This is a genomic window from Micromonospora sp. NPDC048999 (assembly GCF_040649295.1).
Classification (GTDB): Bacteria; Actinomycetota; Actinomycetes; order Mycobacteriales; family Micromonosporaceae; genus Micromonospora.
This window is the reverse complement of sequence record NZ_JBEZFI010000020.1, coordinates 95,929-112,613: the sequence shown is the minus strand read 5'-3', so window position 1 is coordinate 112,613 and position 16,685 is coordinate 95,929. Positions and strand designations below refer to the sequence as shown.

Below are 16,685 nucleotides of genomic sequence, written 5' to 3'. Positions count from 1 at the left end.
CGTCTGCAACCGCGCATCAGCCACCCACACACCCACCTGCCGATGCAAAACACCGACCAAAATGAGCACCACACACAACACCTCAACCGAACCGATCGCCCGACGACGCTTGGGCGACGCGGGTTCGGCGGCCGTCCCCGACGGCGGGCGCTGCTCGACGGGGGGCGCGGCAGGGGGTACGGAATCGGTCGTACTCAGGGCGATCACCTCTTCGGCGTATCTGACGCAAGCATCCGGGAGTGGTCAGGACGTGACGCAGGGGTCCGGGATGCTGAAGAGATCCGCCCCCTCCGTCGGCCTGTGCCGCTAGGGTCCGCCTGCCTGCTGGGATGACTGGCTCACGGGCGGATTCCTTCCACGACAACCGCCTGGCGGCGGGGCAACCGAGGAGGATCATCCGGTTATTGAAATCCAGTGTCACTAGGCATCCGCGAGTCGTGATCACACTGTGACAAGACGCCAGGTGACGGTGGGGTCAGCTGCGACGCAGGCGGGCGTCGCGCCCCACCCAACACCCGCTAAAGGAAATGATTGCCAATTTGACCAGAGGCGCCGGGGCTGACGCCGTCGGGTCGCCCCCTGCCCCGTGGGGCCTGGTCAGCCCCGACACAGGGGCACGTCGGGCTCCACGGCGGTCCGGCTGACGATGTCCTTCTTGATGAAGTCGGCCTCCTTGGGGATGCCGACCCCCAGCACATGCTCGATCACCTTGGCCAGCGGCTGCGACAGGCTGATGCCCTCACCCGCTCGAACGGTGAGGACGAGCGTGGATCCCCGGCATTTCACCCCCGGCCCCACGGGCAGCGGCAAGCCGATCCGGCCCGCCGCCGATCCGTTGGTCACGCCGACCGACGCCACGATGCCGACGAACGGCCCGGCGCCCGCGACCGGCAGGCCGATCATGAATCCGAAGCGGAACTCCGCGGCCACGACGATGCCCTCGACGCCGATCGAGACGCCACGGATGGACTTCACGATGCTGTCCCGCACGGAGAAGGTCGGCGTCAGAACGTTCGACTGGACATACCCGATCGGTCCGTCGAGCCCCCACCTGCCGGTGGCCTTGATGTTTCCGTTCTTCGCCGAGAACCCCGTGGTGACGAGGAACTTGAACGTCTGCGTGAGGGTCGCCGGGAATCCCCCGATGATGATGGGCTGCCTCACCTCGATGGGCAGCTCGATCTTGACCTTCTTGTTGTCCGCCAACCCGCCCTCGGCACCTGCGGCGATGGTGATGGCGAGCCCCTCGACCCCGTCGATGCGGAACTGCGGGTGGGGAATCACGCCGTTGGTCACCCGGATGTCTCCCCACGCCCGCAGGTTCCGCAGCAGCAACTGGATGTCGAAGTCGACCTTGAGACGCTGCAGGGCTGTCGAGTGCGACGCGGTCAGCCCCAGCTTCGACCGGTCCTTGTACGCCTCAACGTCCCACTCGCCGACCTTCTGCTTGATGCTCTTGGCGCCCCGCGCTCCCGGCTCGCGTGCTGGGGCGAGGACGATCGGCGGCGCGGCGAACCGGAAACCGCCCGCGCCGAAGGCGTTCACCCCCAGCCCGGTCGCCTGCGCGGCGTCCGGCACGACCGGCGCCGCCCCGGCCGGGCCCCCGTCCACGACCTCGCCGAGCAGGTCAGGGAACGGAACGAACCGCTGCGCCTCCACGTCGAGCGGTTGGTCGAACGTGAAGTGGCCGTCCCGCACCACGTCGGTCAGCCGCACCGGGGCCAGAGTGACGGCCTTGTCACCACCGGACCGCTCGACCTTCACCACTCGGCCGACCGCCTCGCTCGTAGCGAACATGATCTTTCCCGGCGCGACGTCCTTGACGCCAGGGGCCTTGCCGTCGATCACGTAGGTGAACCCGTCCTTGCTCACCGACCGGATCACCCGGCTGCCACCCTGCACGAGCACGACATCCGACTGGTAGACCACGGACCTGTCCGGCTTCGGGCCGTACCCGTACCGATCGTCGGTGTCGGCGTCGCCGCCGCTGTCGGCCCTTCCGCAGCCGGTGGTCAGCAGGATCACGACCAGCCCGACCGCCGTCCACCTACGCCTGCCCATGTTCGCCCCTGCCCCACTCACAGCCGGTCGGCCACCACCCGGATCAGGTCCTTGAGGGGCTTATGGTTCTCCTTCGGGTCGTTGAGCCGCACCAGGCGGATCTCGACCCACGTGTCCGCCTTGCGGACGAAGACGTCGTTCGCCTGCGTGTCGAGGTACGCCTCGTCGCCGACGCCGGACAGCGTCTCCAGGTCATGGTCCAGCATGCGGTCGATGTCGAGCGTCTTCTTCGCACCGTCGCCGACGTAGACCTCCACCTGGCCGGTCGGGCCGGTGACCGGCGCCGTCCACGTGCAGCTCCCCGGGGCCTCCCGCTTCGGGTCGAGCTTGACCCCAGCCAGGGCGTCCGCCTCCTGATCGGTCACCAGGTCACACGCCTTCGGTGCCGGCTTGTCGGCCGGTGGGGCATCCTCGGCGGGGTCCGTGGCGGTGGTCGCCGACGGTTCGCCGTCGGCGCTCGCCGGCCGGGACGGCTCCTCCGATCGTCCGCACGCCGGCGCCGCGAACAGCAGCACGGTGGCCGGCGCCACGAGCAGCCACCGGCCGATGCCTCGCTTCGTCACGACAACCCGTCCGGCAGCGACTTGACGAGCTCCGGGCAGTGCTTCGTCGTGTAGTCCCCCATCGCCGGGGCCGCCGTCTTGACCTTCTCCATGAGCGGGCCGAGGCGTGCGTAGGCCGCGGGATCGCCGGCCATGCTCTTGCCAGTGGTGTCGATGAACGCGTCGTAGAAATCGCTCATCGCCGCCACCTGGGCCTTGATCTCGGCCGGCGCCGCCGCCCTCAGATCCTTCACCCGGGCGTGCGCCCGCTTTACATCGACCTTGTTGTCGGTCGCGTTGGCGTCGAACAGCGGATCCACTGCCTCCAAGAACGCCGCCGCCGCGTCGCACCAGCGGCCGCCGCCACCCGGCTTGCCCTGGCTCGGCGCGTCCCTGCCGTCGGCCTGGGCTGTCGGCTTCCCGCCGTCGACCTGGGTGGTGGCGCCGGCCGAGTCGGCGCCGCCCGCCGCCGGCTTCGAGTCGTCGGGCCCGCAGCCTGCCAACAGGAGCCCGACCGCCAGTGCGGCAACACTCCCCCGAATTCGTGTCATCGATCCCCCTCTGACGAGCGCGAGCCGACCGCCTCGCATACGTCCGACCTCGCTGACGGTCCGCGGCACCTGCCGGCACTGCCCGACGGGGAGGCCCACGTCCGTCCACTTGATCAGTCTGATCGGCCGGTTTCGGGAGTCGTTCAGGAATTGTTCAGGCGGGCGGGCGCATCCCGCTCGGGGAGGGGAACGGGGCGGGCTCGACGTCCATCTCCCGCATCCGCGCGACGTACTCGTGGTAGCGGCGGCTGGCCTCACCGTGCCGCCCAACGGCCGACAACGCGCCGATCAGCCCCAGGTGGGCCGGCTCGTCGTAGCAGTCCTCGACGGTCAGTCGCAGGTACCAGCCGATCGCCGCCTCGGTGCGACCGAGTTGCCGGCACCGCCTCGCCAGCCGGTGGATCGCCTCACGATGCAGGTCGGCAAGGACGACCCGGGGTCGCCGCACCCAGTCCGCGGCGACCTCGCCGTCGTCGCAGAAATCGCCGGTGTACCCGGCCACCACCGCCTCCAGGCGACTCAACAGCCGAGCATCGTCGTCGCCGAGTGCACCGTCGCCGTTGGCAGCGTTTCCCGGGGTCGGGCTGCCGCTCGGCCGGACCGTCGTCGTGCTCGCGCCGTCCGCCGCGATGGCCGCGCGGGCCGCCTCGTAGAAGCGCAGCGCGTCCACCGCGACGTGCGCCGGATTGATCCGTACGGTGGCCGGGTCGGTGGCGAGGTAGCGGTCCGCCGGATGTCGCCGATCCGGATCGAGTACACCCCGGACGGTCGAGATCAGCACCGACAGGCGGCGCAGCGCCACCTCGGTGCGCGCCTCCGGCCACAGCGCGGTGGCCAGGGCCTCGCGGGCGACCGGCTTCCCGAGCTGACCGACCACCATCTTGAGTAGGTCCCGCGCCTTGCGGGACTGCCAGCTGGCCACCGGCACGGACACGCCGGCCAGCCGTACGGTGAACTGGCCCAGGGTCTGCACCTCGACCTCGGGCACGGGCGTCGGCCCGATCGCCGCCAACGGGCCGGCGACCTGCCAGGCGCCTTCCTGTACGCCGATCTGATTGAGCCGTTCGTAGGCCAGCTCCTCCGCGACCTGGTCGCCGCGCAGGCGCGCCTGCAGGAGGGCATTGGTGGCGAGGGCGAACTCGTTGCCGAGCTCGGCCCAGATGGCCGCCGCCTCGACCAGGCTGGCGAGGAGGCGGCGCACCGCCCGGGTGGCGGCCGCCTCATTGCTGTCCAGGTGGGAGGCGAGCGCGGCGAGCTCCATGGCCTCGGCCAGGCCGGCGGCGTCACGACGGCGGCCGGCCTCCGCCCGGACCTGTTCGGCGTACCGCAGCGCGGTCTGTGGGTCACCGGAGCAGAGGGCGACCCAGCCCGCAGCCAGTTCGGCAACGGTGGGTCCGCCGGCGCTGGGCAGCGCCAGGGCACGCTCCGCGTACTGCGCCGCCGCTGCCGGATTGTCGGTGTAGCTGAGCCGCGCGAGCCCCGCGCACGCCTCGACCAACACCTGGGCGTTGCCGTCCGGCTCTCCCATCGCCAGCGCCGCCTGGTAGGCAGCTATCGCCTGGCGAGCCGCGCCGCGTACCCGGTGCACCCGGGCGGTCAGCGTCAACCCGAAAGCCGCCAGCGGCGACCCGACCCGCTGCCACAGGGCCAGGGCCTCGTCCGCGTCGCTACGCGCGCGGCGCAACTCGCCCAGCCCCAACCAGGCCTCCGCCCGGTTGTGCAGCGCCAACGCCAGTAGCGTCTGATGGCCGAGCAACTCGCCGAGGCGGACGGCCTCGCGGAGTTCCTCGACCGCCGGCCGGTAGCGCCCCTCCTCCACCAGCCGTGAGCCGATGTTGCACCGGATTCGGAGCTGCTGGCCGAAGTCACCGGCTCGCTCGGCCGCCGCCAGCGCCCGGGCGTACGCGTACTCGTTGTCGGCCCGGTCGCCGTCGCCGAACGCGGCCAGCGCCTGGGCCACGTACGCCGCCGCCACCGCGGAGTCGTCCCCGCTCTGCTCCGCGATGCGGACGGCCTGCTCGGCCAACTGCCGGGCCGGTGCCTGGTCTCCTCTCGCCCAACGTGTCGCGGCCCACCCGGCGAGCACCTGGGCCTGGTCCGCCAGCGCGGACGCCTGCTGGTGTGCCACGTCGAGGGCCGCGCGTCGGTAGCAGGCATCGGCCGCGTCGAACCGCCCCCGTTGGTGCAGCAGCACGCCGAGGCGCCAGGCCAGCGCCGCCGGCAGCGGCGCGTCCGCCGGCACGGCCGCGAGGTGACGCAGGGCGTCGTCGTAACGCCCGTCCCGTACGGCCGCCTCGACCGGCCCGAGAACCCCGAGCATGTCAGCACCGCCCGTGTCGGTGGTCCTGGCGCCGCCGCTCACCTGTCACTGGTCCTCGTCATCCGATCCGGGGGTGAGGATGTGACGCCGCAGGACGGCGCGAGCGCTTGCCTGTCCCAGATGTTCGTCCGCGTGAATTCGAGCACGAAGTCGACATCCTTTCGCACCGGCGGCGGAGCCACCGCCCGCGCCGCCGCCATCTGTCGAACCTACTCCTTGTCGCCAAGCGCGAAGACTCCGGACAGTGGCGGGAAAGCCGTGTCGCGATGTCGCCGCGATGCGGGGACGATCTTGACTAGGCTCTCCTCGCGGTGGTATCGAGATCAGCGCGTCGGTGCCGCCGCACGGCGGGCCGGCGCCACACGGGGGAAGGAACCAGCATGCTCGATGCCGCGACGAACCAGGTGCTTGAACCGGTCCCGCCACGATCCCGGGGCCGACATCGCGCACGCCGCCCCCGGAGGCTGATCAGTGGCCTGCTGGCCCTGATCCTGGCCGCCGCCGTGCTGGTGGCCATCGCGCCGCTGCGCCACCCGCTGCCCGCGCCGACGGTCACGCGGACCGTGCCCGCGTCGATGGTCATCCCCGGCACGGCCCCGGCGATACCGTGGCCGAAGACCGGGCAGGCCGCCCTGTCCGTCGAGGGGGTCGGCTCGTTCGGCACGTCGGGCGGACGCAAGCCGGTGCCGATCGCGAGCGTGACCAAGGTGATGACGGCGTACGTCATCCTGACCGGGCATCCCCTCAACCGGGGCCAGCATGGGCCCAAGCTCACCGTCAGCGCCCAGCAGGCCGCCGCGTACCCGGCGGAACTGGCCCGCGAGGAATCGCTCGTGCCGGTCGTCGCGGGCGCGGTCTTCACCGAACGGCAGGCGCTCCAGGCGGTGCTGCTGCCGTCGGCGAACAACATGGCGCGCATCCTCGCCGCCTGGGACGCCGGCAGCATCGAGGCGTTCGTCGCCAAGATGAACGACACCGCCGCCACGCTCGGCATGACCAACACCCACTACACCGATCCGTCCGGGTACGACCCGGGCACCGTGAGCACCGCCGTCGACCAGGTGATCCTGGCCCGAGAGGCGATGAAACTCCCGGCGTTCGCGGAGATCGTGGCGCAGAAGGAGGCCACCCTGCCGGTTGCCGGCACCGTGAAGAACTACAACTCGCTGGTCGGCCAGGACGGTGTCGTGGGGATCAAGACCGGGTCCACCGACGAGGCCGGCGGCTGCCTCGTGTTCGCCGCCGTGGTCAAGGTGGCGGGCCGGAAGTTCACCGTCGTGGGTGCCGTCCTGGGGCAGCCCGGCGCCGACACCCCCGTACAGCTGGACCGGGTGTTCCGGGCGACCCGGCCACTGGTCCGCACCGCCGCCGCCGCGATCGGGGTGCACCCCGTCGTCCGGGCCGGCGATCAGATCGCCACCGTGCAGGGGCCACTCGGCGCAGGCACGGCACTCAACGCCGCGCAGGACCTGACGGTGGTGGGCTGGCCCGGCATGCGGGTACGGCTGGACATCGACATCCCCACCGTGCCGGCACGGCTGCCGGCCGAGGCCGAACACGGCCGGGTCACCGCGGTCGCCGGCGGCGGCGCGCCGGTCGCCGCTGAGCTACGCACCGACGTAGGGCTGGAGCCGCCGAGCACCTGGGACCGCATCCGACGGCATCGGTGAGCCGACGGCACCGGTCCTGAGCGCGAGGAACGCGGCACGGCGAAGCTTACGGCTTGCTCCGCGCCTGCTTGCCGACAATGTTCCAGCGCACCAGGCTGCCGCCCTCCGGCGGGTCGTTGGGCGTGACGATGCCCCGGACATCGCCGAGCAGTTGCCAGGAAGGCATGTCGTAACCGCAGCTGAGCCCGTCGCGGCCGTAGATCAACGGGGTCGGCGCCACCGACCAGTTCACGGCGTCGGTGCTACGCGCGATGCCGACCACCGTCTGGGTGTCCGTACGACCGCACGCTCCGCTGGCACCCGAGAAGGCCTCGAAGACGATGTACCAGTAGCCGTCGGGCTCGCGAGTCATTGCTGCCTTACCCACCCCGAAGTTGGCCCAGTCCGGGGTCGGCGTCAGGTTGATCTTCTGGCGGGCGCCGGTGTATTCGCCGTTCAGTGCGTCGAGCCGAACCACCCCGCGCGTCTGCTTCATGCGCCCGGTCGCGTCGTGACCGTGGAACGTCAGGATGTAGCCGGTCTCGTCCTTTTCGATATCCGGTGTCCCGATCTCGTCGTCCCAGGCGCCGACCGCCCCGGGCGACAGCAGGAGGGTGCTGTTCGACCAGTTACGGCCGTCCGGGCTGGTGACATACCTAATGGAGTGCAGGCTGCGGCCCTGCCCTGGCCCGCCGTAGTTCGGGTCGTGGTCACGCTGCTCGAACACCATGACAAGCCGGGATCCGTCGGCGATGACGTCCGGCGAGTAGATCCAGGTGCTCTCGACGCTGTCGTCGAAGCGGCAACTCTGCCCCTGCTGGACCGTCTGCAGGCCGGGCAACGGACGTCCGCCGTTGTCCGGTGTCCAGGTGACGCCGCCGTCGCTCGATGTCGCCAACGCCACGCCCTGTGGAATGGAGCAGGTCTCTCCCGTCGAGCTGATGAAGGTCCGGTAGTACATGAGGTACTGCCCGTTCCAGATGACCGAGGTGCTCTCGGCGTGGCTGCCGATCGCGTCGGGAAACGGGGATCCGGCCGCCTGGGCCAGGGTCGCCGTCCCGTTGAAAAGATCAGCCGGCGTGGCCGGGGGCCCGTCGTTGTGCGTCACATCCGGGTCGGACACAGATTCCAGTCTGGGCCACGCTGCCGCCACATTGACTCCGAACGGGCTCACACCCGTGATTCGGCCCACGATCGTCGCCACGAGAAGGGCAACGAGCAGGAAAGCGGCCGAACCTCGCATCTTCCTGGTCATGTATCTCCACACGGTCGGCCTTCCGGGCATTGGCGTGAAGGGTAATGCGCGTACGCCCGGAACTGCGAGCGCGCAATTTCACACGGGCGCGCGAACGACGATTCAGGTCCCGCAAAAAAGGCGAGCGACAGCAGATATCGCGCCGCGGTCCGTAACCAGGGTGAAGCACCCAACGAGGGCCTGAAGTACGGGCGAGGGCGGGTCAGCGGTCGGGCGCGGTGAGCCGATAGGCGCCGACGGGGTCCCAGCCGGCCCGCCAGCCGGACGCGAGCGCCTCCTGCAACACGCCGCCGACGGCGTGCTGCCAGGCGCTGGCCGCGGCCGGGTCGTCCCGGCGCAGCGCGGAGATGTCGGCCGGCAAGGCGACCAACGCGGCGGGAGCGAGGGTCCACGTCGGGTCGAGCACCGGCAGCCCGTCGGCGGAGACAACCGCCCACACCGGCTCGGCGTCGCCGTCGGCGGGTCCGGCCGGCGTGCCGGTGAGATGCCAGGCGACGAGCAACCGGTCGTAGGGCAGTGGGATGGGGCTGGCGGCGTCACGGAGGCCTTCGTAGCCGGGTAGGAACGCCTCCACGGTCGCGCCGAGCCGGCACAGGTTGAGGTTGGCGTTGACCGCGGCCATCGCGTCGAACGTCCAGCGGATCTCGGTCACGCCCCGCTCGATCGCCCAGGCCCGCTGGGCGAGCTTCAACGCGATCGACACGCCGCGGCCGCGAGCGGTGGGCAACACCGCCATCGGACCGGACTGCACCATCGGCTGGCCGTTGGCGGTCCACCCCACCAGAGCGAGCACCACGCCGACGGGCGTCTCGCCGTCCCAGGCCAGCAGGACCGGCGCGCCGGCGGCGAGCAGGTTACGCAGCAGGCTCGGTGGATAGAAGTGGTGCCCCGCGCCCGGGGCGAACACCCCGTCGAGGACACTGACGGCGGCGGCGACGTCGACGTGCGTGTCGACCGGGCGGATGTCGACGCCGGCGCGGGCGGCGGCCGCCGCGACCGGATCGGCCGGCTCCGGCGGGAGCGTCGGGTGGGTAAGGGCCGCGACCGGATCGGCCAGCGGGTCCGGGGCGAACACCTGCCGGGTCGCCGCCTCGACCAACTCGGTGAGGGCGGCGACGGCCTCCACCGGGTCGTCGGCGAGCACCCGCGGGCTCTCGGCGAGCAGCAGTTCGGCGATGACCTCCCCGATGACGGCCTCCGGTACGTCCGCGGGAAGGACATCGGCGACGATCTCGGCGAGCGGGACGGTGACGGGCTCGGACACGGCGGCCTGCCTTTGACGTGCGACGGGACGATGGGGCGACGCCGGTGTCCGTGAGCCGGGCGTCGGACGGCCACTGTTCCGGCGGCGAACGGCGAGACCGTGACCGGCCGATGACGCGACGATGAACTCTCGCGCCGAATCAAGGATCCGGGCCGGGCCGTCGCTCGGCGGGCCAGGTATAGGTCGAGACGATCCGGGGATACCACCGAAGGAGGTCCGGTCGGTGGTATCCGGCGGTGGGGGAAGTCGAACAGTGGCGGGCAGGGCGATACGCAGGGTGCTCGTCGTTGGCGCACCGTTCGGCGACGGCCACATGCGGGCGGCCGAGGCCGTCGGTCGGCTGCTTCGTCAGCGTGATCCCGCCCTCGAGGTGGCGGTCGAGGACATCTGCGCCCACCTCTTCCGACCGCTGCGCCTCGACCGGGTTCTCCGCACCGCCTATCGATGGTCCACGAGCCGCTTTCGCGGTCATCCGCACCGCCGGCTCTACCAGGTCGCGGGCAGGTGGCCCGGCGTCGTCTGCCGGTTGTCGGATCTCGCGCTCGGCGCAGCGGCGGCACGATGGTTAGGGCGGATGGCGCCGGATGTCGTGATCACCACCCATCCGGTGGCGGGTTACCTGTGCGCACGACGACGGCCCGCACCGGATGTACCGGTCATTCCGCTGGTGACCGACAGCGGACCGGTCAACCGGATCTGGTTCCACGGCCGGTACGACCGGCTGCTGCTGACCGATCCGGGGACTCGGGAGCACGCCGTCCGGCTGCACGGGCCCGCGTCCCACGTCCATGTCGTCGGTGCCCCCGTCCTGTCTGCGCTACAGGCAGGCCGGCAGCAGGCCGACTCCCGAGACAGACTCGGCCTCGGTCAGCGGTTCACTGTGCTGCTCACCGCAGGCGGCGCGGGGTTGGGACACGGGGTGCTCGCGGCCGCCCGGCAGTTGGCCGACAGTGATCTGGACGTGCAGTTGATCCTCAACGCGGGAGACAACAAGGCGCTGCTGGCCCGGTTCCACGACCTCGCCGCCCATCGACCATGGCTGGTACGGGGGGTGTCCGACGACTTCGAGGTGCTGCTGGCGGCCTGCGACCTGGTCATCGGCAAGGCCGGGTGGTTCACCCTCAACGAGGCAGCTTTCAGCCGCCGGCCGACCCTCATCGTCGACGTGGTTCCGGGCCAGGAGGAGTGGAACGCCGGCGCGGCCGAAGCGTTGGGGGTGGCCCGGCGCGTGCAGCCGTCCGAGGTCGTCTCGTGGGTCCGCCGATACGCGGACACGCCCGACCTGTTGCGCACCGACTTCGCACTGGACGAGTCCGCCGAGTTCGTCGCCGGTTGGCCGCTGCGCCTGGCACACGCACTCGACGACCTGGTGACGATCGCGGGCCCTACGACCAGCCGGACCGGCGATGCCGCGTAGTCAGGGCGGGGTCAGGCGAAACCCGGCTGGTCGTCAGGAACCGACGGATTCGGGCTCGCGAGTCAGGCCACGCCCCTTCATCACGTGGTGAAGCAGACTGATGAGGACTTCCTTGCTGGACTCGCGTTTCCGGGCATCGCACAGCATGACGGGCACCTCCGGGTCGAGGTTCAGCGCCATCTTCACCTCGTCGAGGCTGTACTGTCGAGAGCCGTCGAAGCAGTTCACGGCGACGATGAACGGCAGGCCTTGGCCCTCGAAGTAGTCGATGGACGGGAAGCAGTCGGCCAGGCGACGGGTGTCGGCGAGCACCACGGCACCGAGAGCGCCGAGCGCCAGTTCGTCCCAGATGAACCAGAAGCGGTCCTGCCCCGGGGTGCCGAAGAGATAGAGCACCAGGTCGTCGCCGAAGCTGATGCGCCCGAAGTCCATGGCCACCGTGGTGGTGGCCTTCGTCTCCACACCGGAGATGTCATCGACGCCGATGCCTTGTTCGGAGAGGACCTCTTCGGTGCGCAGCGGCTGGGTTTCGCTGACCGATCCGACGAGGGTGGTCTTGCCTACGCCGAAGCCACCCGCGATGAGGATCTTGAGGGCGGTGGGCAGGATCGTCCGATCCCCCCGGTCAGAGTTCTCGTAGTCCATGGATGAGCGCCTCGAATACGCTGTCGTCGGGAAGTGTGGCGGGCGGACGGGGTTCGGCGATCTGCACAAGCTGGCGCGCGACCAGGTCGTCGAGCAGAACGCGAACCGTGTTCAGCGGCAGTCGGAGATAGGCGGCGACCTCTGCCAGCGCGAGCGGCTGCTGGCACAGCTCGATGATCCGAGCGTGCTCCGGCACCAACCCGACGTCGATGGGCAGCACCGGCCGAGTTGCGGTCACGAGTGAGATCACGTTGAAGCCGTTCCTCGGTCTGGCCCGCCCGCGGGTCATGGCGTAGGGCCGTACCACCGGTCCGGCCTCGTCATCGACCCACAGCGGCTCTGCGTCAGGCCTCGTCATGGACGGCCTCTACCTCCCGGTGAGCTGGACGTCGCCCCGCGCTGGGGAAGCCAGATACTTGCCGGCCCGCGTGACAACCATGGCCATCTCGTAGGCGACCAGGCCGACGTCGGCCTCCTCGGCCGCGAGGACGGCCAGGCAGGCACCGTGGCCGGCCGCCGTGACGAACAGGAACGACGACTGCATCTCGATCACGGTCTGTCGCACGGGCCCGCCGCCGAAGTGGCGTCCGGCGCCCTTGGCAAGGCTCTGGATTCCCGACGCGATCGCGGCCAGTTGCTCGGCGTCCTCGCGGCCGAGCCCGGCGGAGGACGCCATCAGCAGGCCGTCCACCGAAAGCACGACGGCGTGCTGGGTCTGTTTGACCCGCCTGACCAGGTCATCGAGCAGCCAGGCCAGATCGGACCTCGAAGAGTTCTGCTGCTGCACGTGCTCGTTCCTCTTTCTACCGATCGGTCCCGCTCGCCGGGGAGTCATCGGCGACAGGGGGCTCTACGTCTTCGTCCGTGAGCAGACGCGCGTCGTCGCGTCCACGGCGCGTACCGGTCTGGTAGCGGCTCATCAGCTTGCGAATCTGTTCCGGCGACCTGCCCGGGGCGGCCTCCGCGGACGCCTCGGACGCCTCGGACTCCGGATCGGCGTCGGCCCGCAGTTGTGGCGCGAGGTTCGCCTGCCGGACCCGTACGGGCAACCCTTGTGGGGTGCGATCGGCGGCGGGCTGGGGGTGCTGCCTCACCTCGGTGCCCGCGCCGGCCGGCTCCAGCACCTCGGTCGCGGTGTCATCCGCGGCCCTGCGCAGCGGCTCTCGCGGGCCGACCGCCGGCAGTTCCATCGTGGGCTGGTGGCCGGGGGGCGGCTCCGTCAGCACGACCGCCCCCTGTCGTTCCCCGGTGGCGGGCAGGCGACCGACGTGGCCGGCACCGGGCCGGCCGGCTGACCGACCGCCGGCCTCGGGAGGCATCTCGGCAGAGGGGTCGTTCTTGGTCACCAACTCCGACGGAATGAGCACCACCGCGGTGGTCCCGCCGTAGGGCGAGGCCTTCAGCTTGACGCTGATGTCGTGACGCTGGGCGAGGTGACTGACGACGAACAGGCCCAGTTGCTTGGCGTTGGCCAGGTTGAACTCGGTGGGGCTGGCGATACGCTCGTTCGCCTCGGCGAGTTCTTCCTCGCTCATGCCGAGGCCGCGGTCCTCGACCTCGATGGCGAAGCCGCGCGCCACTTCCTGCCCCCGCACCTCGACCTCGGTGTTCGGGGGCGAGAAGGACAGCGCGTTCTCGACGAGCTCGGCGAGCAGATGGATGACGTCACCGGCGGCGCGGCCGGCCAGACCTACCGAGCCGAACGGCAACACCGTCACCCGGGTGTAGTCCTCCACCTCCTGGATCGCCGCGCGCGCCACGTCGATCATGGGCACGTCGCGGCGCCAGGCACGCCCGGGCGCCGCGCCGGACAGGACGATGAGGTTCTCCGCGTTGCGCCTCATGCGAGTGGCGAGGTGGTCGACGCGGAACAGGTCCTCCAGCTCGTCGGCGTCATGCTCCCGACGCTCCATCGCGTCGAGAAGGGTCACCTGGCGGTGGACGAGGCCCTGCGTGCGCCGGGCGAGACTGAGGAAGACGTCACGCACGTTCCGCCGCAGCTCCGCCTGCTCGACCGCGGTGCGGATGGCGGTCTCCTGGACCCGGTTGAAGGCCTGACCAACCTGCCCGATCTCGTCGGCGCCGAAGTCCAGCGGTGGTGCTTCGACGGCGACGTCGACATTTTCGCCGTGGCCGAGGCGCTCGACCACGCTGGGCAGTCGCTCGTCCGCGAGCTGGTGGGCGGCATCGCGAAGTCGCTGCAGCTGGGCCACCAAGGCGCGGGCGGTCGTGATCGAGAGAACGATCGAGGCGGCCACGGCGGCCGTTCCAAGGCCTACCGCGAGGAGCAGTCGGCCGATGACCCAGACGGCCACGCCAATGGCACCGGACACGATCCCGTTGCCGCCGGCCGTCACGACATCTTGCAGCTCGGCCTGAGCCGCGTCCACCGCGGTGCGCCATTGGGACGCCTCGACCAGAAGGCTCGACCGCGTGGGGCCGGTCTGGACAATTTTGTCTTCGACCGACCGGAGTCGGCTGAAGGCCTCACCCGCGAGCAGCTGATCGTATCGGGCGCGGTCGTCGGGTGACAGCTCGACCGAGGTTTCGGCACCCGCGAATCGCTGGGCACCGACGAGTTGGCTGAACTGCGCCTGGTCGGCGGCGGTGAGCCGGCCGCTGGCGAGGACGCCGCTCATGAGCGCATCCTCTTGCGAGATCAGCTCCCCCATGCGGTTCAGCTGGATGAGCGCGGCGGCGTATCCCGCGATCTCTTTGTCATCGAGGCTCGCGGTGGCGTGGTAGATGCCGAAGATCGAGTCGATCGAGTCGCCGAATGCCGCCGCCGCGCTCGTGCGGTCGATGGTGCGCTCATCGATGGATTTCCTGGCGGCGGCGAGGGCGTCCAAGCTGGCGTAGGTGGCGTCGAGTCGTTTGGCCAGCGTCGCGCTGCCAGCGAGATCCGTTTGCCAGCTCTGTGCGGACTCCTTGAAGCTTGCGGCGAGCTGCTCAGTCTCTTGTCGCTGCGTGCCCAGAGCCGATCGCGTCTGGCTGTCGGCTGATCCACCCAGGTAGGTCAGCGTGAGCCGACGTTCGTTCTGCAGTGCCGTCAGCAGCGGTGCGCTCGGCTCGTACACCGTGCTGTTCAGCGTATTGACCCAGAGCAGATTCAGGCCGTCCCGGAGGGTCACCCACGCCGCGAATGCCCACAGGGCAGTGAGCGACGCCAACATCGCAACCACTTTGGTCCGCAGGCTAGTACTGCGAGAACGCATTACACCGTCCCAGTCGGCCGTTCGAAGCACCTGGCATAGAGCCGTGGTGAATGTGCGATATTTGGCCACACCCGAGGCTTCGGTGCGCGCCATCGTGGCACGCTAGCAGTGTCCCAAGAGTCCCTCAAGCGCCCCTGATCACCGGCTTGCCGGCAGCCTGTCGCGGTTTGGGCACAGTTGTGGTGACCGCCACTGCGGCCAAGTCCGGCCGCTGCCGCGCGAGGTGCAATGCGGCGAGCACCTCGGCGTCGACGATCGCCGCCGGGTGGTACAGCTCCTTGCCGTACCACAGGGGAGGACCAGGTTTCCGGCCCGCCGGGCTGCTCAGGTACACGTAACCGCGACTCGCGGCCGCGCCAACTCCAGCGGCCTCCGGGCGCGCGGCCAGGAGCACCTGCAGCGCGTACGCGGTCTCCTCGGCGGTGCCGCCCCAACGGCCCCACGACCCATCGGACCGTTGGGTGGACAGGACCCAGTCGACGGCCCTCGCCACCGCCTCGACCGCGATGGGCCCGCGGCCGAAGTCGTTGAGCGCGAGGGTGCAGCACATGGTGGCGTAGTACGGCGAGGCGTGCCATCGGTCGCGCCACTGTCCGTCGGGCAGCTGGTGCTCTCGTAGCGTCACCGTCAGCCGCTCGATGGCGGCCACGTACCGTCGCGCGGGATCGACGCTGCCGTGCACGTACTGACCGACGGCATCCAGGACGTGCGCGTTGGTGGTGACCGAGAACCCATCCTCACCCGGCCACGTGCAGAACCCGTCCGCGGTCTCGTACGTCCACAAACCTCGGAGGTCTACCGGCTGGCCGATCTGCCCGAGCGCATACAGCGCCACCGACGTGGTGTCCGCGTCGGCGGGAAGCCCCGGCCCGGTGGGGGTGCCCCGCGGGCCCATCGCCGCGCCCAGGCTCGCCACGATGCCTGGGGGCACTTCGAACCGCATGCCGGCCCGTGCCAGTCCGCTCACCACCCACGCCTGTTCGAACACGGTGATCGGAAGCGGACACGGCACCGGGCCATCGTGAGCGACGTTCGCCAGGTAAGCGAGGGCGGGGCCGGTGGGGGAAAACGAATCGGGGCTGCCGATCCAGGCAGCGGTTGCCGCCGGAGAGGCGCCGACCGTGCCGGGCCCCGCCGGGTGGATGCCTGCGGCGCGCCGGGCAGCAGGGCCAAAGACCTCCAGGAAATGCAGCAACTTGCCGGGCAGCTCAACTCCAGCCGCCAACGCGTGTCGAACCTTGACCAGGCGGGCCTCGTCCATGCCCGCTGGCAGACCTAACCGCACGCCCCGCCAGGGTTCGAGGGAGGGCGCAGCCACCTGGTCGAGGTGCTGATTGATCTCCGCCACCAGGCAGGGCACGATAAGGTCCGCTCCCGGCGTGTCCGGCACCAGCAGATCCGCGCGTAGCCAGTTGGTGAGCGCCTGCAGGCCCCGGGCGGCCGCTGTGGCCAGGAGCGCCTCCTCGTGACCCCGCTGCGCCCCTGATCCCGTTGAGCGGAGGGTCGCGAGCAGCGCCTCGGTGGCGCTCAGGGTGGGAACCAGCGCATACCCCTGCGGCGGGCCCCACCCTCCGTCCGCCCGCTGGGTCCGCAGCAGGAATGCGATCCGCTCGGCATGCCCGTCGAGCCACGGACACAACGTCACGAGCCGCCCGGTCTCGTACACCGATGGGGCAATCTGACCCCACGGCTCTGCCACCAAGCTGGCGATCAGGTCACGTACGGCGGCGTCGAGAGAGCCGTTCACCGTGTCGGCGGTCATGGTG

Annotated in this window: 13 protein-coding genes and 1 pseudogene; 2 read left to right on the top strand and 12 right to left on the bottom strand. The window is 70.5% G+C overall.

All coding sequences use genetic code 11. From position 1 onward, the window contains the following. The 5 genes and pseudogenes from AB0C02_RS20875 to AB0C02_RS20855 form a co-directional block, all read right to left on the bottom strand. Positions 1-207, bottom strand: a pseudogene (locus AB0C02_RS20875) (permease); the annotation flags it as partial. A gap of 390 nt (positions 208-597) precedes the next feature. Continuing rightward, positions 598-2,061: a hypothetical protein gene (locus AB0C02_RS20870; RefSeq protein WP_357550227.1), complete on the bottom strand. Its 1,464-nt coding sequence runs from the start codon at positions 2,059-2,061 to the stop codon at positions 598-600. Between the two features lie 17 nt (positions 2,062-2,078). Continuing rightward, positions 2,079-2,624: a hypothetical protein gene (locus AB0C02_RS20865; protein WP_357550224.1), complete on the bottom strand. Its 546-nt coding sequence runs from the start codon at positions 2,622-2,624 to the stop codon at positions 2,079-2,081. Beyond that, complete coding sequence (locus AB0C02_RS20860; protein ID WP_357550222.1) at positions 2,621-3,154, bottom strand: hypothetical protein; 534 nt, start codon at positions 3,152-3,154, stop codon at positions 2,621-2,623. Before AB0C02_RS20860 ends, AB0C02_RS20865 begins: the two co-directional genes overlap by 4 nt. A 154-nt stretch (positions 3,155-3,308) precedes the next feature. Next, complete coding sequence (locus AB0C02_RS20855) at positions 3,309-5,474, bottom strand: BTAD domain-containing putative transcriptional regulator (protein WP_357550221.1); 2,166 nt, start codon at positions 5,472-5,474, stop codon at positions 3,309-3,311. 380 nt (positions 5,475-5,854) lie between these two features. Between AB0C02_RS20855 and AB0C02_RS20850 the strand changes: the two genes are divergently transcribed. Further along, positions 5,855-7,144: a D-alanyl-D-alanine carboxypeptidase gene (locus AB0C02_RS20850; protein ID WP_357550218.1), complete on the top strand. Its 1,290-nt coding sequence runs from the start codon at positions 5,855-5,857 to the stop codon at positions 7,142-7,144. A 46-nt stretch (positions 7,145-7,190) separates the two neighbouring features. On the opposite strand, the gene AB0C02_RS20845 is transcribed toward AB0C02_RS20850, so the two are convergent. Both AB0C02_RS20845 and AB0C02_RS20840 read right to left on the bottom strand, forming a co-directional pair. Next, positions 7,191-8,246 (bottom strand): hypothetical protein, encoded by a 1,056-nt coding sequence (locus AB0C02_RS20845; RefSeq protein WP_357550217.1) that lies wholly within the window; start codon positions 8,244-8,246, stop codon positions 7,191-7,193. Between the two features lie 334 nt (positions 8,247-8,580). Then, positions 8,581-9,642, bottom strand: coding sequence for a hypothetical protein (locus AB0C02_RS20840; protein WP_357550215.1), 1,062 nt, complete (start codon positions 9,640-9,642; stop codon positions 8,581-8,583). Positions 9,643-9,919: 277 nt separating this feature from the next. Here AB0C02_RS20840 and AB0C02_RS20835 point away from each other — a divergent pair, with 277 nt between their 5' ends. Further along, positions 9,920-11,059, top strand: a complete 1,140-nt coding sequence (locus tag AB0C02_RS20835) for a hypothetical protein (RefSeq protein WP_357550213.1) — start codon at positions 9,920-9,922, stop codon at positions 11,057-11,059. 33 nt (positions 11,060-11,092) lie between these two features. Here AB0C02_RS20835 and AB0C02_RS20830 read toward each other — a convergent pair whose 3' ends face one another. From AB0C02_RS20830 to AB0C02_RS20810, 5 genes are all read right to left on the bottom strand, one after another. Continuing rightward, a complete protein-coding gene (locus AB0C02_RS20830) occupies positions 11,093-11,704 on the bottom strand; it encodes an ATP/GTP-binding protein (RefSeq protein ID WP_357550212.1) in 612 nt (203 codons plus the stop codon). Then, positions 11,685-12,062: a DUF742 domain-containing protein gene (locus AB0C02_RS20825; RefSeq protein ID WP_357550209.1), complete on the bottom strand. Its 378-nt coding sequence runs from the start codon at positions 12,060-12,062 to the stop codon at positions 11,685-11,687. The genes AB0C02_RS20830 and AB0C02_RS20825 overlap by 20 nt, the downstream gene beginning before the upstream one ends. Positions 12,063-12,071: 9 nt before the next feature. Then, positions 12,072-12,491, bottom strand: a complete 420-nt coding sequence (locus tag AB0C02_RS20820) for a roadblock/LC7 domain-containing protein (RefSeq protein WP_357550208.1) — start codon at positions 12,489-12,491, stop codon at positions 12,072-12,074. Positions 12,492-12,507: 16 nt separating this feature from the next. Beyond that, on the bottom strand, positions 12,508-14,919 hold the full coding sequence (locus AB0C02_RS20815; protein ID WP_357550232.1) for a nitrate- and nitrite sensing domain-containing protein: 2,412 nt from the start codon (positions 14,917-14,919) through the stop codon (positions 12,508-12,510). A 124-nt stretch (positions 14,920-15,043) separates the two neighbouring features. Further along, positions 15,044-16,681 carry a prenyltransferase/squalene oxidase repeat-containing protein gene (locus AB0C02_RS20810; protein WP_357550207.1) on the bottom strand — a complete coding sequence of 546 codons (1,638 nt, stop codon included), beginning with the start codon at positions 16,679-16,681 and terminating at the stop codon, positions 15,044-15,046. Between the last annotated feature and the right edge of the window lie 4 nt (positions 16,682-16,685).